The sequence below is a fragment of the Nocardia sp. NPDC050713 genome (assembly GCF_040654315.1).
Classification (GTDB): domain Bacteria; phylum Actinomycetota; class Actinomycetes; order Mycobacteriales; family Mycobacteriaceae; genus Nocardia.
The window spans coordinates 1-19,093 of sequence record NZ_JBFAHS010000013.1; the positions used below are offsets into that span (position 1 = coordinate 1).

Sequence of the window (19,093 nt, forward strand, 5' to 3'; positions counted from 1 at the left end):
CTTCCCAGCGGTCGAAGCGCATGCGACGAAGTCGCGAGTCTCGACCGCTGGGAAGCGAGACATAAAGGCCGCGAACACGCGCGCGCCAGCGCGCCAAAAACACAGCCAACTATCCCGTGAACGGGTTGCGGCGCTTGGTGAGCAGCTTGTAGAGCGTCTGCTGGATGGTCTCGCGGACCTGGTCGGTGACCTCGAACATGGTCATCGGGTCGTCGGCGGCCTCCGGCTCGTAGGACGTGGTGGCGATGGGCTTGCCGAATTCGATGTACCACTTCGAGGGCAGCGGCAGCGCGCCGAGCGGGCCGAGGTGCGGGAACGTCGGCGTCACCGGGAAGTACGGGAGTCCGAGCAGGCGGGCGAGCGGCTTGATGTCGGCCAGCTTCGGGTAGATCTCCTCGGAGCCGACGATCGAGCACGGGATGATCGGCACGCCGGTGCGCACCGCGGCCGCGACGAAACCACCGCGCCCGAAGCGCTGCAGCTTGTAGCGGTCGGAGTACTGCTTGCCGACGCCCTTGAACCCCTCGGGGAAGACGCCCGTCAGCTCGCCGGAGCGCAGCAGGCGTTCGGCGTCCTCGCGGCAGGCCAGCGTGTGCCCGGCCTTGCGGGCCAGCACGCCGAGGAACGGCAGCTCGAAGATGAGGTCGGCGGCGAGCAGGCGCAGCGCACGCTGCTTGGCGTGGTGGTCGTGAATGGCCAGCTGGAGCATCAGGCCGTCGAGGGGAACGGTGCCCGCGTGGTTCGCCACCACCAGCGCGCCGCCCACCTCCGGGATGTTCTCCATGCCGCTGACCTCGACGCGGAACCACAGGTCCGACAGGGGGCGCAGCGCGGGCAGGATGACCGACTCGAGCAGGTGCTCGTCGAAGCCGAACTCGTCGACCTGGTAGTCGCCGGTGACGCGGCGGCGCGCGAAGTCGGCGGTGCGGCCGATCTGCTTGCCGACCTCCTTGCGGATCAGGTCGGACAGCGACTGCGGCGTCTGCGGCACGGCCGAGGCGAGCCGATCGGTCAGTGACGTGACGCGGCTCGGCTTCGTCTCGCCCTTCGGCGCTTCGGGCCAGCGACGAGTGCTGGTGCGCTGCCTGGTTTCGATATTCAGATCATGAAGTTGGATGACTTTCGCCACGTCGTTCATTGGTGTGCTCCCGTACCGGCCCCGATGAGGCCGAGCAGTTTCTTTTCTGCGGCATCGATCCACGCCGGATCGAAGACGGGCCGCAACGCTGCGCCCCCGATGAAGTCGTCGAACGCCTGAACCGTTGTCCAGCGCGGCTCGAAACCGAGTTCGTTTCGCATCCGCGTGGTGTCCAGGCCACAGCCGAAATGGAAGTAATCGAGTTGTTCGCCGGTGAATTCCCGCATCACCGGCCCCATCAACGCGCGACCCGCGGTGCGGAACACCGTGAACGGCACCGGCAGTTCGATGCGCCCCGCTCGACGCACTGCCTGCGACAGCGCCAACGCACCATCACCCGCGACGTTGTAGGTACCACCGGGGGCCGCTTGCGCCCCGTGTGCGAGCGCGGCCACCGCATCTTCTTCGTGCAACAGCTGCATTCGAGGGTCCCGGCCGAAGACGGTCGGGGTTACCGGTGAACGGAGATACTGTACGCCGCGGCCGGCCAGTCGCGGGCCGACAATGGGCGCGAAACGCAGAATCGATGCCGCGATATCGGGGCGGCGGCGAGCGAGGCCGCGCACGAAACCCTCGATTTCGATCATGTCGCGCGCGAACCATCCGCGCGGCGGCGTGCGGGCACTCATTTCCTCGGTGAATTTCGCCGGATCCTTGGCGCTGCACCCGTAGATCGCCGAGGTCGAGCGGACCACGACGCGCCGCACCGAAGGCGACTTCTGACAGACGGCGAACAACTGCATGGCGCCGAGCACGTTGAGGTCTTTCATCACCGCGCGGCCACCACCGGCGGGCGGCTTGGCCAATATCGCGGTGTGTACGACGGTGTCGACCTCGTGGCCGCCGATCACCTTGCGGATCAGGGGATTTCGAATGTCGCCGCGGACGAACTCGGCGCGGCCCATGCGGCGCCGTAGCTCCCGGCTCGGGGTCATGGTGTCGACGGCGAGGATACGCTCGACGGCCGGATCCTGGGCGAGCTTGGCTACCACGGCGCTGCCGAAGAAGCGGCTGGCGCCGGTCACCATCACGACTTTGGGCGTGTGCCCGTCTCTTATGTCAGATCCCACCGCAGCACCCGATCCCACCTACCAGGCCCCCATTTACGTTTTTCGGCGGTTCCAGAGTAGCCGCTGCCGTCTGGGTCGCCGAGGGTATTAATCAGGTTCTAACGATGACTTCAGTCACCGGTTACATGAAAATATTTCAAACTGAACCGTTTCAAAAACAGAGGCCCGCCACCGGTCTGGTGACGGGCCTCATCTCGCGCCAAGGGCGCGCATGCTCACTTGCCGAGTTTGCGCCGCTGAACACGCGTGCGGCGAAGCAGCTTGCGGTGCTTCTTCTTCGACATGCGCTTGCGGCGCTTCTTGATCACAGAACCCATAGGGTGTCCTCGCGTTCTCTCTACTCGGCGCGCACGCCGTCGCGTACGCCTAGCTGATTTCGGCATCCGCGCCGCCAGCGGCCACCGGACACCACGAACTGGCGCCGCAGGCAGGCGAACACGAACCGAGGGTTCATCCTACCGGTATCCGATGGCGGCACGAGCAACGGCCCTCGCGGGCACGCGCGCCGTCATTCGCGGGCTCCCGCATGCCGCGCGGGGCCCGTTGGTGGTCGAAACCGCCTCAACCGGCGTCGAAGTAAGACGTCTCCAGGTAGTCGTGCACGGCCTTCGCGTGCACCCGGAACGACCGGCCGACTCGCACCGCGGGCAGCTCGCCCGAATGCACCAACCGGTAGACCGTCATCTTGGACACTCGCATCAGATTCGCCACTTCGGCGACGGTGAGGAATTGAGTACCACCGCCGAGTATCGATTGGCCCGACGATCCCGAACTGCCTTGCGCTCGGCCACCGCTACGGCCACCTGATGGGCCGGACGAACCTGGCGACGTCCCCGAGCTATTTGCAGACATCTTGTTGGAAGACATCATTGCACCATTGACCTCCGGCACGTCCGCGCCGCCGGCTTCCCCACCGGCGGAACAGACACGCACGTGCTCCTTGAAGCTTAGCGGGGCTAGTGGGATTACTGCGACGTGTGTGAGAAATCAGCTTCTGACGCCCGGTTTGCCCCAATGCGAACGCTAGATGTACGCGTTGTGTGTTATTCCGCCGACGCGCCTTGCTCGGCGGAACGCTCTTTGGCCGCGTGCAAAGCCTCGAGAAACGCCGAGCGAACGCCGCCGCGCTCGAGTTCGCGCAACGCCGCCGCGGTGGTGCCAGCGGGCGAGGTGACGGCCGCGCGCAGGTCCACCGCGCTCTGGCCGGACTCGTCGAGCAGCGCGGCCGAACCGACCATCGTCTGCACCACGAGCTGGGTGGCGACGTCCCTGGTCAGGCCGAGCCCGACGCCTGCGTCGACCATGGCCTCGACGACCAGCAGGAAGTAGGCGGGGCCGGATCCGGACACGGCGGTGACCGCGTCCATCTGCGACTCGGCGACGGTCACGACCTTGCCGACCGCGCCGAGCACGTCGGTGACCAGCTCCAGCTGCTCGGGCTTGGCGTAGCGCCCCGGCGCGAGCACGCTCATGCCTTGGCCGACCAGCATCGGGGTATTCGGCATCACCCGCACCACGGGGAAGCCCGCGGGCAGCTTGGCCTCCAGCCGCGTTGTCGGCACCCCTGCGGCCAGCGAGACGAGCACCTGGTCGCGGTCGCCCGCGTTCAGCTCGGCCTTGCCCAGCTCGGTCAGCACCGTGTCGACGTCACCCGGCTTGACCGCGATCACCAGCAGATCGGCGCCCACGGCCGCGTCGGCCGCCTCGCCCGTGACGCGCACGCCGAACCGGCTCGCGATCAGCTCGGCCCGATCGGCGTGCGTCTCGACGACGACCAAATCCTTGCTCGCCCTGCCGGACTCCAGCAAACCGGCGATCAACGCCTCCCCGATCCGGCCTCCACCGATCACCGCAATTCTCGTCATGGTGGTCAAGGTTAGTGGGCGCGTCAGCGGCGCTGGGGAATCAGTGCGAGTTGACGGCTCTGCGCGACCACCGCGCCGGTGCTGTCCAGGATGAGCTGATCTTCGTCGAACATGCGGCCGCCCACCTCGTGCGAGGTGGCGATGACGCGCAGCCAGCCCGGTGCGGGCCTGCGCCGCAAGTACGTGGTCATCTGCACGGTGGGGGCCCAGCCGAAGTGGCCGAGGTTCATCGGCACCGGCGGGCTCATGTCGGCCGCCATCATGGCGAAGTACATCGACACCTCGGGGTCGCGCTGATCGCCCTCGAACGGGCGCATCCACAGCCGCAGCCGCGGCTCGCCCTTCGCGCCCTCGAGGAACGGCGCCCACGACCGGTCCAGGTAGAGGTCGGCGCCCTTGGCGACGTTCACGATCTTGCCCATCGGCGAACCCTCGTAGCCCATCGCGCCGGCGGGCGGTTCGGCGGGCATGTCGCCGTGCTCGGGCGCGTAGAGCGGCTCGATGTCGTCGAGGTGGCCGAAGGTGAACGCGGTGCGCACCATGGCGCGGCCGTTCTGGGTGAGGGTCGTGTCGGCCAGGCAGATCTGGCGGCCGATCTTGCGGACGCGCACCTCGTACTCGACCTCTCCCGGCTCGGGCGCGCCGAGGAAGTCCGAGCTCGCCGCGATCGGGGCCATATCGGCGAGCGCCGGATCGGAGGCGCGCAGCCAGCGGGTGGCGGCCGCGGCGCTCGCGGCGACCATGGTGCCGCCGTGCACCTTCGGCCCGATGGTCCAGATCTTGTCGATGACGCCCGCGTACCGGCCGAGCTCGGGGTCGGCGGAGAGCAGTTCGGTCAGCGCGCACACCTCGCCGAACGGCGCGTCGGCCGCCGTCGGCTCGACCGCGTCGGTGGTCAACTCCAGCGTCATCGTCACTCCTGTCCTGCCGCCTGCGAGCGTTCGTACAGCGTACAACCCGCGGAAGCGGCAGGGACATTCCCCGCGGGGAGGCCGATCGATATCACACCGAGCGAAGCGCTCGCGTCATGCCCGATTCGCCTGCGCCGAGGCGGGCGCGGGACTGAGCGCGACGCCGTTGAGATGCAGCCGGGCGAAGGCGAGCGTGCGGTGCAGCATCGCCGCGCGATGGGCGGTGGTGCGGGCGTTCTGGGTGTTGATCTCGGCGACGGCGTGCCCCGTGAAACCGTTGCGCACCAGCTGCGCGCAGAGCTCGACGCAGGGCTGGGTGCCGTCGCCCGGGACGAGGTGCTCGTCGTGGGCCGCGCCGCGCCCGTCGGCCAGGTGCAGGTGGGCCAGGCCCTGTCCCATCCTGGCGGCGAGGGCGAGCGGATCCGCTCCAGCGGTCGCGGTGTGCGAGAGGTCGAGGGTGTAGTGCCGGAAGCCGGTGTCGGTGGGGTCGTAGGACGGACTGAACGCGGTCAAGCCCCAACCGGGACCGCCGCGCCGCTCCAGCCGCTTCGCCGCGTTCGCGCCGCGGCCGAACAGCGTGTCCGCGCGCATCGGGAACATGTTCTCCACCGCGACGACGACCGGGCTGTGCTCCTCGAGCTCGGCGACCTGCTCGGCGAAGCCCTCCGCGTAGCGGCGCTGCCAGCGGAACGGCGGATGGACGACCACCGTGTCCGCCCCGAGCGCCTCGGCGGTGCGCACGCTGCGTTCCAGCTTGGCCACCGGATCCGCGCCCCACACGCGTTGGGAGATCAGCAGGCACGGCGCGTGCACCGCGAGCACCGGAACGCCGTACTTGCGGGTGTAGTTCTGCACGGTCGCGATGCTCTGACTGGCGGGCTCGGCCCAAACCATCAACTCGACGCCGTCGTAACCGAGATCGGCCGCGTACCGGAAGGCCGCCTCGGTGTTCTGCGGGTAGACCGACGCGCTGGACAGCCCGACCAGAATGTCGCGGCCCGGAGGGCTCCCCGCCCCGCCCGGCGTCCCCCCGTCCGGTTGTCCGCTCTGATCAGGCGCCGGTCCCCCGACCGCGCTACCGATCCGAGTGTCGTCCGCCTGCCCGATGTTCCCCACAGCCGCTCCCTACTCAGTTCGTACTGAGAAGAAAGGCTAGCGGTCCCAGCGTGACGAAGATGCCCACTACGACGGCGATCACCGTGCTGAGGATGTCGTCGGTCCGGCGCAGAATCCGCACCAGGGCCACCAGGCCGAGGATCACGATCATCGCCAGCGCCAGCGCCACCCAGGGGAGCATCTCCCACATTCGCTCGAAACCCTTGAACAGCAACATTCCGGCGACTGCCGCGCCCGCGCTCTGGCCGCCGAGGATCATCCACTGCTTGCGGTTGGCGTCGTACTCCGCCTTGCGCGCGGCGCGGGAGCGGCGCTGTGCCGGACGGGCGGCGGGCTTCCGCTGCGGCTCCGGTGCGTCGTCCTCGTCCTCGTCGTCTTCGAGCAGGAACGGGTCGTGCACATCGGTGAAGCCCTCGTCGACCTCGACCTGGGCGCGGCCGCCGCGCGACCGACCGCGACCGCCCGCGCGCTCGGCGCGCTCGACACCGTCGCGTAGCAGGTCGCCCGCCACCGTGGAGCCGGAGAGCAGCTGCTGATCCTGGCTGGCCAGCGACCACGCGGCGGTCGGGATGCCGCCCGACTCCGGCTCGGAGACGGACTTCTCCGGCTCCGGCTTGTGCCTCCTCGCCGACCACGCGGGCACCGCACCCTCGGCACGAGCTCGCAGCGTCTCGGACCGGGAGGATCTTCGCTGCTCCTCCTGCGGCTCCTGGCGTAACGCGCGGCCGGACGGCTTGGCGCGTTCCGGCAGCGGAGAGAGCGGCAAGGGCGCGGAATCAGGGGCGAAATCGTTCGACGGCGGCGCCCACGCCGCGGTCGAGGGGCCTGCCTCGTCGGCCTCCGCCGCCCTTCGGCGCGCGGCCCGGCCACCGCGGCCCCGCTCCTGCCGGTCCGAGCCGCGCGGCTCTTCCGGATGCCCGTTGCGGGGGATGTCGAAATCGACCGGATCGCGCAGCGGCGGGCCGACCACCATGGTTACGTCGTCGTCCGGGTCCGGCTTGCGCCTGCGGCCACCGCGACCGCTGCGCGGCGCCTCCGACAGCTGATCGGCGTAGGAAGCCGCGGATTCCCTCTGGTCCGGCGCGCTGTGCCGGGAGCCGGAGGACATGTCGCGTCCCGGCATCACCAGGTTGGAGCGCCCGGGCGGCGGATCCGAGTACGACGGCGTCGCCGGGTAGGGCGTCGGCTCGGGATAGGACGTCGATTCCCGGAACGGCGCCAGCGGGTCGTAGCGGGTGATCGGGCCCGACATCGGCGAGTGGCTCGGCAGCTCCGCGACGGGGTCCGGGGCGGTGTACGAAACCGGCTCGGGCGCAACCGGTTCGAATGCGGCGGGCTCGTAAGCTGCCGGTTCGTACGAGGACGGCTCGAAAGACGGTGGCTCGAACGATGTCGGCGCGTAGGAAGCGGGCTCGTACGACGGCGGCGCTTCGGCGACCTCGTCGTCGGGCGCGGCGTGCGCGGAGTGGCTGCCGCCATCCCGGATGACCGGCAGATCTCCCGTCAGCTCGGCGACGGAAATGCCGCGGCCACCGCGTCTGCGGCGACCGCCGCCGGAGGACGACGCGCCCTGCTGCCCGTTGCGGGCCAGCAGCTCGGCAACGGATAGCTGCTTGGACTCATCACTCATGCCCGCGCCTCGCTGACACTCGGCTCCGGCATGCGCGATGCACGCTGGCACATGATTCGCTCACTGCGTTCGCTCATGCCTGCGCCTCGCTGACGCTCGGCTCACTGCGTTCGTTCATGACGACACCGTTTCGACCGGACCGGAAAGCCCCGCCCCACCGTCGGACGCCGGCTTGCCTGGTTCGGCCGCCGGTCCCGTCAGCAACGACGCTCTGGGTCCACCGTTCATATCGGTATCCAGTTTGCGCAGGATCAGTCCTTCCCGCAGCGCCCACGGACAAATCTCGAGCGTATCCAGCGATAGTGCCCGCATACTCGCCTCCGCGACCAATGCGCCAGCCACCAGTTGCTGTGACCGATCGGAACTTACGCCTTCCAATTCTGCACGGTCCGACGCCGTCATCCGCGAGATGAACGCGATCAGCTGGCGCAGGCCCGAGCTGGTGAGTGTACGGCGCACCCGCGTGCCCGCCGCCGACGGTGCGGCTCCGGTCAACCGCGCGAGCGATCGGAAGGTCTTCGACGTACCGACGGCGAGGTCGGGCTTACCCACGTCGATCAGCTGTTTGGCGGGGGCGACGAGTTCGGCGTCGAGCCAGTCGCGCAACACCGCGACCCGGCGCTTGCCCGGCGGGTCCTCGCGCAGCCACTCCCTGGTGAGCCGGCCCGCCCCGAGTTGCAGTGACAGCGCGACATCGGGCTCCTCGTCGCCGCCGTTGCTCATCTCCAGCGAGCCGCCGCCGATATCGAGGTTGAGGATGCGGCCCGCGCTCCAGCCGTACCAGCGGCGCACCGCGAGGAAGGTCAGCCGGGCCTCGTCGACGCCGGTGAGCACCTGCAGATCGACGCCGGTCTCGGCGCGCACCCTGGCGAGCACCTGTTCGGAGTTGGTGGCCTCGCGCAGCGCGGAGGTGGCGAACGGCATCAGCTCGACGCAGCGGGAAGTCTCGGCGATGTTGGCGAATTCGGCCACGGTCTTGATGAGGCGCTCGGCGCCCTGGACGGTGATCCGCCCCTCTTCGTCCAGGTTCTCCGACAGCCGGAGCGTGGCCTTCGTCGAGCTCATCGGCATCGGGTGGCCACCCCGGTGGGCGTCCACCACGAGCAGGTGAACGGTATTGCTTCCGACGTCGAGTACCCCAAGCCGCACATGAACACGGTACTGGGTCGACCACCACTTCAGGCCAGGCGATCGAACTGTTAGCGTCTGCAGATGTGACGGTAGGCGCAGCGGCGAACAGCCGAACCCGGCCCCGACCAGCGGCGAAGATCGACCCGGCACCCGAGGTCGATCTGGACTTTCCGCGCGAATGGATCGAGTTCGTGGATCCAGCAAATGACGAGCACCTGATCGTCGCCGACCTCACCTGGCTGCTGTCCCGGTGGACCTGCGTCTTCGGCACGCCCGCCTGCCAAGGCATCATCGCCGATCGCCCGGACGACGGCTGCTGTTCACACGGCGCTTTCCTCTCCGACGAGGACGACCAGGAGCGCTTGCGCAACGCTGTGAGAATGCTCACACCGGCCGACTGGCAGCTGATGGGCGAGGCCCAGAACGCCAAGGGCAAGATCACCAAGAAGGGCTATCTCGAACTCGACGAGCTCGAGGACGAACCCGCCCTGCGCACCCGCCGCTTCGAGGGCGCGTGCATCTTCCTGAACCGGCCCGGCTTCGCGGGCGGTGTCGGCTGCGCGCTGCACACGATGGCGCTGCGCCGCGGTATGGAGCCGCACACGGTGAAGCCGGATGTGTGCTGGCAGTTGCCGATTCGGCGCACCCAGGAGTGGGTGGACCGGCCCGACGGCGTGCAGATCCTGCGCACCGTGATCACCGAGTACGACCGGCGCGGTTGGGGTCCCGGCGGACTCGATCTCGATTGGTACTGCTCGGGTTCGCCGGACGCGCACGTCGGCGCGCGGCCGGTCTGGCAGTCCTACGCGCCCGAGCTGAAGGAACTGCTCGGCGAACCGGCCTACGAGGAACTGACCAGGCACTGCAAGCGCCGCGAAGGGCTGGGGTTGATCGCGGTGCATCCCGCGACGGTGCACGCGCAGCGCAATGCGGAGCAGTCGGCGCACGGCGCGGCGGAGTAGAGCCGGGCTGGGCGCGGCGCAGCGCAGCGCGAGAGAGATAACCCCTAGCGGACGCTTGTCCAGTTTTGCGAAACGTCCACATTTCACACATTCGGTCGCTTACTGTGCGGAGGCCCACATCCAGTGGGCAGCACAGGGAGCACACCATGAGTTACACCACCTCCGCCCTGGTCGGACGCCGGATCGGCGCCGGGCTCGCGGGTTTCGCCGCGGCCACGGCCGTCGCCGTCTTCGCGGCGCCCCAGGCCCACGCCACCGTCGACTCGATCACCGTCTCGGGCGCCGACCACAGCATCAACACCACCTACACGCTGCGCGCCAAGCTGAGCGGCGCGGGCATCGGGCTGCTCGTCTACTGGTCGGACAATGGCGACGACATCGCGGGGCCGAAGGTACCGTGGCCCGTCGGCGAGTCCTCCGTGAGCTGGACGCCGACGACGCCGGGACAGCACCTCATCACCGCGTCACAAGGTGGTAGCACCAAGACGATCGTCGTCCAGGTGAAGGACCCGAATGATCCCGGAGATCCGGGCGACCCCGGAGATCCTGGCGATCCCGGCGATCCAGGCGGCGGCACCGGCAGCGCAGGAACGGGCAGCGCGGGCAAGCTGCTCGGCAGCCTGTTCGGCAACGGGAGCTAGGCGTACCTCCGCCTTCGCTCCGGCCGTGCGCGGCCCGCGTCCGGCTATGCCCATCAGGCACAACTCGCAGGCGCCGTCGGAAAAGTCCGCGCCGCACGCGATTTCGACTCGGCGAACTCGAGCCGAAATCTGAAACATCTCCGCTTCAAAGAGTAGGGTCCAGTCGATCGCATGGTCGGCACAGGAGGAGCACCATGACATCAACAAGCAGCATCCGGCGCGGGGCGGGCGTCGGACTCACGGCATTCGCGGCCGCCACCGCCGTCGCCGTCCTGACCGCGCCCTCGGCATACGCGGCCGTGCAGTCGGTCTCGGTCGACGGCAGCAACCACAAGGTCGGCAGCACGTACACGATCACCGCCGACGTCGGCGGCGCCTCCGGCGGTCTGCTCGTCTACTTCAGCGACAACGGCGAATTCATCGGCGGCCCCAAGGTGCCGTGGCCGCCGGGCACCGCGACCATCGAATGGAAGCCGAGCACGCCGGGCGAGCACATCATCACCGTCGAACAGGGCGGCAGCACGAAGTCGATCATGGTCGAGGTGTCCAAGGCGAGCAGCGGCGGCACCGGCAGCTCGGGCAGCGCATCCGGCAGCGGGACCGGCAGTGCGGGACGTTTGCTCGGCGGGCTGCTCGGCGGCCTGTTCGGCAGCAGCTGACGCGCGCGGTGTGCGGGTCGTCACTCGGCGACCCGCACAGCGGCCGACCAGCTCGGGTGCGCCGAACGCACCCGGCAGGTCATCTGCTCGCCATGCGGGCGTCACCAGTTTCGGGTTTGATGTCGGGTCATGAAGAAAGCGCTCACCCTCGCAACACTCGTCATCGGCGCGACCCTCTCCATGGCAGGCGGCGCGCACGCAGAGCCGGACGCGGATCCGACCAAGTTCGCGGACTTCACCGCCACCTTCGTGCCCGCGACCGATCCGGCCGCGGTGAACGCCGCCAAAGAGGGCAAGAACGTCATCATGAGCCCCTACGGCGTCAGCCGCACCATCGCCTGCCGCGGCAACGGCACCACCGTGCCGCTCTACGACTGCATGCAGGAAGACGACCTCGGCTGGATCACGTTGCGCAAGACCGATGTTCCCGCCATCGGCCCGACCTGGGTCTATTTCCCCTAAGGGGAGTCCGCCGGGGGCCGCTCACGTACCTACGACGAACGGGCCCCGGTTCCGCGCTCGGGGTGAGGAGGCGGAACCGGGGCTCGTTGTCTGTTCGGTCGACTACGCCTCGAGCTTGTAACCGAGGCCGCGCACGGTCACCAGGTGCTCGGGCTTGGCCGGATCGGCCTCGATCTTGGAGCGCAGCCGCTTGACGTGCACGTCGAGGGTTTTGGTGTCGCCGACGTAGTCGGCGCCCCAGACCCGGTCGATCAGCTGGCCGCGGGTCAGCACCCGGCCGGAGTTGCGCAGCAGGTACTCGAGCAGATCGAATTCCTTGAGCGGCAACGTCACCGGCTTGCCGTTGACCATCACGGTGTGGCGGTCGACGTCCATCCGCACCGGACCGGCCTCCAGCACGCCGTTCTCGCTGCCGCCCTCCATCTCCTCACCCGCGCCGCGGCGCAGCACCGCGCGGATGCGCGCGATGAGCTCACGCGAGGAGTACGGCTTGGTGACGTAGTCGTCGGCGCCGAGTTCCAGACCGACCACCTTGTCGATCTCGCTGTCTCGCGCGGTCACCATGATGACCGGCACGCCGCTGCGGGTGCGCAGCTGCTTGCACACATCGGTGCCGCTCATGCCGGGCAACATCAGGTCCAGCAGGACGATGTCGGCGCCGGAACGGTCGAATTCGGCGAGCGCGGAGGGTCCATCGCCCACCACGGTGACCTCGAAGCCCTCCTTGCGCAGCAGGAACGCGAGCGGATCGGCCAGCGACTCCTCATCCTCGACGATAAGAACACTCGTCATCTGCGTGCCTCCACACCATTGGGTCTGCCCGGCCCCTGGGGACGCGGGCCGGTTTCCTTCGTGCTCACCGTGGGACTCTCGGCTTCTTCCTCGCCGTCGGTCTCGAGGTGGGCGGGTATTCGCAAGGTGAACGTCGATCCGGTGCCCAGTTTGCTCCACAGGGTGATCTCACCGTTGTGGTTGGCCGCCACGTGCTTGACGATAGCGAGCCCGAGCCCGGTACCACCGGTGGCGCGCGAGCGCGCCTTGTCGGAACGGAAGAACCGCTCGAACACCCGCTCCTGGTCTTCTTTCGGGATGCCGATGCCACGGTCGGTGACCGCCATGGCGACATGATCGCCGCGCAGCGAACGGCTCACCGAGACGTGGGAGCCGGTCGGCGAGTAGGCGATCGCGTTCTCCACCAGGTTGGACAGTGCGGTGACGAGCAATGTCTCGTCGCCGAGGACCTCGAGTCCGCTCGGCCGGTCGGTGCTGACGGTGATGCCCGCCGCCTCGGCCGCGGTGCGGGAGCGGTCCACCGCCTGCATGACGACCGTGTCGACGTCGACGACCTCGAGCTCGGGCAGCTTCTCCGCGCCCTGCAGGCGGGAGAGCGCGATCAGTTCGGTCACCATCTTGCCGAGGCGGCGGGATTCGCCGAGCACGCGCTCGCCGAAGTGGCGCACGGCCTCGGGATCGTCGGCCGATTCCAGCAGCGCCTCGGCGAGCAGGCTCATCGCGCCGACGGGGGTCTTGAGCTCGTGGCTCACGTTCGCGACGAAGTCGCGGCGGGTGGCCTCCATGCGGGCCTGCTCGGAATCGTCGTCGGCGAACAGCACCGTGAAGCCGGTCTCCTCCGGCGAGAGCGGCCGCGCGACGCCGCGCACGGCGATCCTGCTGCGGCCGGGCATGGGGTTCTTCGCGGTCAGGTCGAATTCCGCGGACTCGCTGGTGTTGAGCACCTTCTCCACGGCGGCCCAGGCGCGTTCATCGAGCAGGCGGTTGCGGACCAGGCCGAGCTCCTCGGCGCGCGGGTTCACCAGCACCACGTCGCGGTACTGGTCGACCACCGCGATGCCGCTCTCGGAGGCGAGCACGATCAGGTCGAGCACCTGCGACATGGTCAGTCCGGAATCGGCCTGTCTTCGGGCGGCCTGGCGGGCGTTCACGTACGGAATGAGCAGCCCGCCGACTGCCAGGCCGACGACAGCCGCGAGGACTGCCAACAACACGGCCTGCGGAACACTCACACTTGAATCGTACGGTCGCCGACCGACCGACCAACGCCGGGTACACGAAGTTTCACGCAGGTCATGGGGCCTTCCAGGGCCGTTAGCCGTGTGTTTACGCGTTGTTCGGACTCGAGGGTGCCGAGGAGGGGCGACGCCGGGAAGATCGACTTCGAAGTGTTGCCGTCAGCCTCGCGAAGATCGACTTTCGGCGGCGCTGAGGGCCCGTCGAAATCGGCTCGGTCGCCGAGATCGGTCGGGAAGGACTGGACCGCACGGTCAATCCGCATCTCCCGCGAGCGCCGCGTTCACCGCGCGCCCGTGCTTGTCGACCCACTCCCCCAGCGCGTAGATCGGCCCGAGCAGATCGCGGCCTGCTGCGGTGAGTTCGTACTCGACCCGCGGCGGCGCCTCGGCGTAGCGGCGGCGGTGCACGAGGGTGAGCTGTTCCATGCGGCGCAGCGTTTGGGTCAGCATCTTCTGGCTGATCCCGCCGATCGCGGTGCGCAGCTCGCCGGGACGCATCGGCCCGTCCCGCAGCATGTAGACGATCACCGGCAGCCAGGAGTTACCGAACAGGTCGACGCCCATGCGGGCGGGGCAGTCGGATTCGTAGTCGCCGTAGGGCGGGTAGGTGACGAGATCGGGGACTTGCCGTGGCGAACCGTCGGATGCCTGGGTCAGGGCGGGCGCGTGCAGTTGGGTGACCGGAGTAGGGGCGTGCCGGGGCGAGCTGTCGGATACGCGAGTCAAGGTAGGCACCGGCAGCTGGGTGACCGCAGTAGGGGCATGCCGGGGCGAGCTGTCGGATGCCTGGGTCAGGGTAGGCGCGTCCGCGTGGGCGACCAGGGGGTCTTGCTGCGACGAGCCGTGGGAGACGCGAGTCGGCGCGGGTGCGTGCGGTGGAGAGACCGGAGTGGGGGCATAGCGGGGCGAGCTGTGAGGCGGGCGGGGCGGCGCGTCCTGCTGGGCCATCGCGGCCGAGTCTCCTTGTGGTGAGCCATAGGTCGCGCGTGGCAGCGCGTCCGGCTGAGAGTCCTGGGTCGGGGCTTGTCGCGAGCCGGGCGACGGGCAGGTCGGCGCGGGCGCGTCCGGGTGGGGTGGCAGAGGGCCGCGAGGCAGCGAGCCGGTGTTTGCCGAAGAGGCGTGGGACGCGGGCATGGGTTCAGCATGGCATCGGCGTTGGGCACCCGGAGGTGCCTATCGAATTCCCTAGCGTCGGAAGCACATTCGACAGTGAGGAGTTGGACATGCGGATCGGGATCATCGGGGCGGGTGCGATGGCACGGGCCTTGGGCGGTGGTTGGGCCGCGGCGGGGCACGAGGTCTGCTTCGGCGCGCGGCGGGGTGCGGCGGCGGCCGAAGTCGCTGCTGCCGTCGGGTATGGCGCGCGGGGCGGAAGCATCGAGGAGGCGGCCGGATTCGGTGACGTGGTGTTGCTGGCGGTGCCGGTCGAGGCGTTGGACGACATCTTGCGGGGGGCGCCTGGGCTCGACGGGCGCGTACTCGTCGACTGCACCAATGCGTTCGAGCCCGATGCGGCGTCCGACGAGACGGACAACTTCGTGCTCGGGGAAGACGCGGTGGCCGAGCGGATTGCCGGAACCGTTCCTGGCGCCCGGGTGGTGAAGGGGTTCAACCTGTGTGCGGCCGAGGTGTGGGCGGCGGAGATACGCGAGTTCGAGGGCGCGACGTTGTCGGTGCCTCTGTGCGGCGATGATCCGGCTGCTGTGCGTCTCGTCGCGGAGTTGGCCGAGGATTTGAAGCTGCGACCGTTCCTCGCGGGTGGATTGCATCGGGCTCGGTATCTGGAAGCGGCTTCGGTTCTGGCGGTGGGGCTTTGGTTCGGGGGGTATGACGCTCGTGCGATGTTGCCGCCGTTGGCGGGGGCGTTTGCTACGCGGGATTGATGGAGGTTGTCCGGTTGGGCGGGTGCGCCGGTTCGGTTGGTGCGTTCTGGAGTGGGCGGCCACGGACCGTGAGCCTGTCAAGGGGGCTACGCAATCGACGGTAGTCAAAAGGTGGCTGTTGAAGATCAACTTGCCACCATTTGACCACCGTCGATTCGGCCCAACCACCATTTCTCTATCGACGGGAGAGAAATGGTGGTTCGGGCTGACCGGCCAGGGGTTCCGGTGCCGGATGCGCGGGGGGTCGCCGAGCCTCTTGGGCGAGAACGAGTGTCAGAGGACCGGATTCACCAGCCGTGGTTGCCGCGGACCGGGATGTTGACGAAACTCGGCCGCGCCGGGTCCAGCTGGACGTGCTGCGGCTTCAGTTCCGTGTCGAGCAGCATCGGCAGGACTGGTAGTCCCTTGGGGAAGTTGCTCGCGAACACGTCCACCCGCAGGCGGTGGCCGGGTTGCAGGATCGCCTCGGTGGCGCTGAGCGTGATGTCCAGCGTGGTGGCCTCGCCGGGCACCGTCGGCTGCCGCTTCTCCAGCGAGGTGTAGGGGCGCGGGTCGGTGTAGTCGCCGTTGGCCGAACGGCTGCTGTTCGCCTCGTCGATCTCGCGCAGCGAGGCCATCAGCTGACCGGAGGTGAGCACGGTCGACTGGCCGTCGGGCGCGACGTCGTTGACGGTCACCGTCCAGTAGCCGTCGGCCGCGTCCTGAACGGTGTTGAGCCGCACCGCGATCGGGCCGGAGATGGTGGTCGCCTCGGCCACCGGCGCGCTGGTGAACGTGAGCGCGTTCAGCTCGGCTACCCGCGAGTCCTTGGCACAACCGTCGATGATCGACAGCACGCCCGCGCTGCCCTGCGCCGCGTCGTTGGAGCACAGGGTGGTCAGGCCGGGCGCGACGGTCAGCCGCGCGGTGTCGGCGTTCGCTTCAGCGGTGAGCGAGCCGTCGTAGACGCTCTGGGCCGTGCCGCTGGGCGCCGCGGACAAGTACATGCGGCGGTGCTGCGCGGCAGCCTCGCCGACGGCCGAATCGCCGAAGCCGTTCTGGGTGACCCAGCCGCCGCCCTGCTGGCGCAGGGTGACCGGACCGTAGCTGTCGACGCCGTTGTCGATTCCCTTGAGCCACTTGTCGAACCACGCACGCTGCAACACGTCGAGCCGCGGCGGCAGGCCCGGCTTGCCGTACTCGTTGCCGGAGTTCACGTGGTAGGTGTTGCCCATCAGCAGCTGCTTCTGGCCGGCGGGCAGCGGAATCTGGTTGTAGATCTTGGATTCCGAGTAGGTGAACAGATCGTGCCAGCCGCCGACGACGAAGGTCGGCACCCGGATCTGCGTGGGATCGCTGACGTAGTCGCCGCGTTCGGGGCTGCTGTGGGTGAGCAGGTCGAGCAGGCGCGGGTCCGCGTCCTCGAAACGCGTTGCGGTGTAGGCGTTCAGAAACACGTCCATGAAGGTGAGCGGGGAGGCGGCGCGATCGTTGAGCCACTCCCAGTCGAACTTGCCGTTCACGATGGACTGCACGTCCGGCACCCACTTGAGGGTGTTGATCGCGGTGAGCCACAGCGGGATGAAGTTGAAGCCGAAGCCGCCGCCGGGAGCGAGAACGTCGTTGACCAGGTCGCTGCCCGGCACCACCGGGAAGATCGCCTTCAGCGCGGGCGGCTGCTTGGACGCGGCCTGCACCTGGTTGATGCCCGAGTAGGAGATGCCGTTCATGCCGATCTTGCCGTCCGACCACGGCTGACGCGAAGCCCAGTCGATCACCTCGAGGGTGTCCTGCTGCTCGCGGGAGCGGAGCATGTCCCATTCGCCCTGCGAGAAGCCGGTGCCGCGCACGTCGACGACGACCTGCGAGTACCCGCTCTTGATCAGCTGCCGGTCCACGGTGAAGTTGCGCAGCTCGCCGCCGCCGAAGGCCTTGGTGAGGTCGGTGACGCCGGAGAGCGGGGTGCCGCTGAAATCGATCTGCCGGAACAGGTTCAGCAGCGCTTCGGACAGCACCGGAACGGACTGCGCGTGATCGGCGAGGTTCGACACCAGCTTGGTGTAGGGCGTCATGTTGACGATGGTCGGCGTCGGCGCGTCGATCGGGCGGCCGGAGGCGTCGGCGGGCCGGTAGACGTTGCCCTTCAGCACCGTGCCGTCGCTCATGGTGATCGGCACATCCCACTCGATGTGCACGTTCGGGTACTGCTGGACGCCGTCCTCGGTGGCGACCCACGCCGCTCCGGCCGCGCCGCCGTCGGGACCCGTGGCGACGGGTGCGGCGGTCGCACCGGTGGTGAGGAATGGAACGAGCACGGCGGCGGCGAGCGCCGCGACTGTGGCCCGTAGCGCGTACTTCATCGGACGTGATCCACCTCTCGGACTGTCGAACGTCCGGAAGCATACACAACTTACCAGTCGGTAAGAACCCCCGGATTCGCGAAGTTCGTCTGGAATATCCATTCACATACGCTTGACGGCTCGCAATAGCCGCTGAATATGGAGATCTTCGCGGGATCCGAGCGCCAGAACGAAGGTTTACCGTATCGACCGCGCCGGGACCCGTGTACACGCCGGAATGCAGGCCGAAATCGGGCGGATTCGCGAGTTCCGCAGCCGGATCGCGCCGGGCGGTGTTCTCCGGCGCGGAGAGGGCGAGTGGGTCGACGCCCTCGGCCCGACGACGCGGCAGCCCAGCAGCCCGACGGCCCAGCGGCCCAGCAGCCCGACGGCCCGGCAGCCCGACGGCCCAGCGGCGCAGCCGGATCGCGTCGGACGGCGCTCCTCGGCGCACGAGAGCCCGAGTGGCCAACGCCACCAGCTCGGGGCGGCCCCGCAGTCCCGCGGCCCCGCAGCCGCGCAGCCCCGCGGCCCAGCGGCGCGGCGGTCCAGCAACTCGAAGGCTCCGCAGCCAGGCAGTTCAAAAGCCCAGCGGCCCGACGGCGCAGCAGCCCAGCAGCCCGACGGCGCGGCAGCCCAGCAGCCCAGCAGCCCGACGGCGCAGCAGCCCAGCAGCCCAGCAGCCCGACGGCGCGGCAGGTCAGCGGCGCAGCCGGGATCGCGTCGGACGGCGCTCCTCGGCGCACGAGAGCCCGAATGGCCAACGCCACCAGCTCGGGGCGGCCCCGCAGTCCCGCGGCCGCGCAGCCGCGCAGCCTCGCAGCCCCGCGGCCCAGCGGCGCGGCGGCCCAGCAACTCGAAAGCTCCGCGGCCGCAGTTCAACCAGCCCAGCGGTCCAGCGGGCGCGGCAGGTCAGCAGCGCAGCCGGATCGCCTCGGACGGCGCTCCTCGGCACACGAGAGCCCGAGTGGCCAACGCCACCAGCTCGGGGCGGCCCCGCAGTCCCGCGGCCCCGTAGCCGTGCAGCTCAGCGGCGCAGCGGCGCAGCGGCGCAGCGGCGCAGCGGCGCAGCGGCGCAGCGGCGCAGCGGCGCAGCGGCGCAGCGGCCCAGCAACTCGAAAGCTCCGCGGCCCGGCAGTTCAACCAGCCCAGCGGCCCGACGGCGCCGCAGGTCAGCGGCGCAGCCGGATCCCGTCGAACGGCGCTCCTCGGCGCACGAGAGCCCGAGTGGCCAACGCCACCAGCCCGGGGCGGCCCAGCGGCGCGGCAGCTCAGCG

The 19,093-nt window shown here is 69.2% G+C and carries 19 protein-coding genes; 5 read left to right on the top strand and 14 right to left on the bottom strand.

Going from position 1 to position 19,093, the window contains the following annotated elements:
• Window positions 1-109: 109 nt before the first annotated feature.
• The 9 genes from AB0H49_RS22935 to AB0H49_RS22975 form a co-directional block, all read right to left on the bottom strand.
• Window positions 110-1,138: a lysophospholipid acyltransferase family protein gene (locus tag AB0H49_RS22935; protein WP_354998864.1), complete on the bottom strand. Its 1,029-nt coding sequence runs from the start codon at window positions 1,136-1,138 to the stop codon at window positions 110-112.
• On the bottom strand, window positions 1,135-2,166 hold the full coding sequence (locus tag AB0H49_RS22940; protein ID WP_354999039.1) for an NAD-dependent epimerase/dehydratase family protein: 1,032 nt from the start codon (window positions 2,164-2,166) through the stop codon (window positions 1,135-1,137). Before AB0H49_RS22940 ends, AB0H49_RS22935 begins: the two co-directional genes overlap by 4 nt.
• A gap of 257 nt (window positions 2,167-2,423) precedes the next feature.
• Window positions 2,424-2,525 (bottom strand): AURKAIP1/COX24 domain-containing protein, encoded by a 102-nt coding sequence (locus AB0H49_RS22945; RefSeq protein ID WP_003402602.1) that lies wholly within the window; start codon window positions 2,523-2,525, stop codon window positions 2,424-2,426.
• A gap of 244 nt (window positions 2,526-2,769) precedes the next feature.
• A complete protein-coding gene (locus AB0H49_RS22950) occupies window positions 2,770-3,060 on the bottom strand; it encodes a helix-turn-helix domain-containing protein (protein WP_354999038.1) in 291 nt (96 codons plus the stop codon).
• Window positions 3,061-3,251: 191 nt separating this feature from the next.
• Window positions 3,252-4,073 carry a pyrroline-5-carboxylate reductase gene (gene proC / locus AB0H49_RS22955; RefSeq protein WP_354998863.1) on the bottom strand — a complete coding sequence of 274 codons (822 nt, stop codon included), beginning with the start codon at window positions 4,071-4,073 and terminating at the stop codon, window positions 3,252-3,254.
• Window positions 4,074-4,096: 23 nt separating this feature from the next.
• Complete coding sequence (locus tag AB0H49_RS22960) at window positions 4,097-4,984, bottom strand: thioesterase family protein (protein ID WP_354998862.1); 888 nt, start codon at window positions 4,982-4,984, stop codon at window positions 4,097-4,099.
• 114 nt (window positions 4,985-5,098) lie between these two features.
• Window positions 5,099-5,974: a sugar phosphate isomerase/epimerase gene (locus AB0H49_RS22965; RefSeq protein WP_354999037.1), complete on the bottom strand. Its 876-nt coding sequence runs from the start codon at window positions 5,972-5,974 to the stop codon at window positions 5,099-5,101.
• Window positions 5,975-6,113: 139 nt separating this feature from the next.
• A complete protein-coding gene (locus AB0H49_RS22970; protein WP_357254231.1) occupies window positions 6,114-7,730 on the bottom strand; it encodes a hypothetical protein in 1,617 nt (538 codons plus the stop codon).
• Between the two features lie 114 nt (window positions 7,731-7,844).
• A complete protein-coding gene (locus AB0H49_RS22975; RefSeq protein WP_354998860.1) occupies window positions 7,845-8,879 on the bottom strand; it encodes a Ppx/GppA phosphatase family protein in 1,035 nt (344 codons plus the stop codon).
• Window positions 8,880-8,944: 65 nt separating this feature from the next.
• Here AB0H49_RS22975 and AB0H49_RS22980 point away from each other — a divergent pair, with 65 nt between their 5' ends.
• From AB0H49_RS22980 to AB0H49_RS22995, 4 genes are all read left to right on the top strand, one after another.
• On the top strand, window positions 8,945-9,823 hold the full coding sequence (locus AB0H49_RS22980) for a hypothetical protein (RefSeq protein ID WP_357254233.1): 879 nt from the start codon (window positions 8,945-8,947) through the stop codon (window positions 9,821-9,823).
• Window positions 9,824-9,969: 146 nt separating this feature from the next.
• Window positions 9,970-10,464, top strand: a complete 495-nt coding sequence (locus AB0H49_RS22985) for a hypothetical protein (RefSeq protein WP_357254235.1) — start codon at window positions 9,970-9,972, stop codon at window positions 10,462-10,464.
• Between the two features lie 194 nt (window positions 10,465-10,658).
• The gene (locus tag AB0H49_RS22990) at window positions 10,659-11,123 is read left to right on the top strand and encodes a hypothetical protein (RefSeq protein WP_354998857.1); all 465 of its coding nucleotides are present in this window, start codon (window positions 10,659-10,661) and stop codon (window positions 11,121-11,123) included.
• Between the two features lie 129 nt (window positions 11,124-11,252).
• Window positions 11,253-11,585, top strand: coding sequence for a hypothetical protein (locus tag AB0H49_RS22995; RefSeq protein WP_354998856.1), 333 nt, complete (start codon window positions 11,253-11,255; stop codon window positions 11,583-11,585).
• 102 nt (window positions 11,586-11,687) lie between these two features.
• On the opposite strand, the gene AB0H49_RS23000 is transcribed toward AB0H49_RS22995, so the two are convergent.
• The 3 genes from AB0H49_RS23000 to AB0H49_RS23010 all read right to left on the bottom strand — a co-directional run bounded on the left by AB0H49_RS23000 (window position 11,688) and on the right by AB0H49_RS23010 (window position 14,341).
• Window positions 11,688-12,377, bottom strand: coding sequence for a response regulator transcription factor (locus AB0H49_RS23000; protein WP_354998855.1), 690 nt, complete (start codon window positions 12,375-12,377; stop codon window positions 11,688-11,690).
• The gene (locus AB0H49_RS23005) at window positions 12,374-13,609 is read right to left on the bottom strand and encodes an ATP-binding protein (RefSeq protein WP_354998854.1); all 1,236 of its coding nucleotides are present in this window, start codon (window positions 13,607-13,609) and stop codon (window positions 12,374-12,376) included. Before AB0H49_RS23005 ends, AB0H49_RS23000 begins: the two co-directional genes overlap by 4 nt.
• Window positions 13,610-13,867: 258 nt before the next feature.
• The gene (locus AB0H49_RS23010; RefSeq protein ID WP_357254238.1) at window positions 13,868-14,341 is read right to left on the bottom strand and encodes a helix-turn-helix domain-containing protein; all 474 of its coding nucleotides are present in this window, start codon (window positions 14,339-14,341) and stop codon (window positions 13,868-13,870) included.
• A gap of 497 nt (window positions 14,342-14,838) precedes the next feature.
• Here AB0H49_RS23010 and AB0H49_RS23015 point away from each other — a divergent pair, with 497 nt between their 5' ends.
• Window positions 14,839-15,498, top strand: a complete 660-nt coding sequence (locus AB0H49_RS23015; protein ID WP_357254240.1) for an NAD(P)-binding domain-containing protein — start codon at window positions 14,839-14,841, stop codon at window positions 15,496-15,498.
• 287 nt (window positions 15,499-15,785) lie between these two features.
• On the opposite strand, the gene AB0H49_RS23020 is transcribed toward AB0H49_RS23015, so the two are convergent.
• Window positions 15,786-17,837, bottom strand: a complete 2,052-nt coding sequence (locus AB0H49_RS23020; protein WP_357254242.1) for a CocE/NonD family hydrolase — start codon at window positions 17,835-17,837, stop codon at window positions 15,786-15,788.
• Between the two features lie 1,006 nt (window positions 17,838-18,843).
• Window positions 18,844-19,093 (bottom strand): hypothetical protein (locus AB0H49_RS23025; RefSeq protein ID WP_357254244.1); only part of this gene is annotated, 250 nt, incomplete at its 5' end.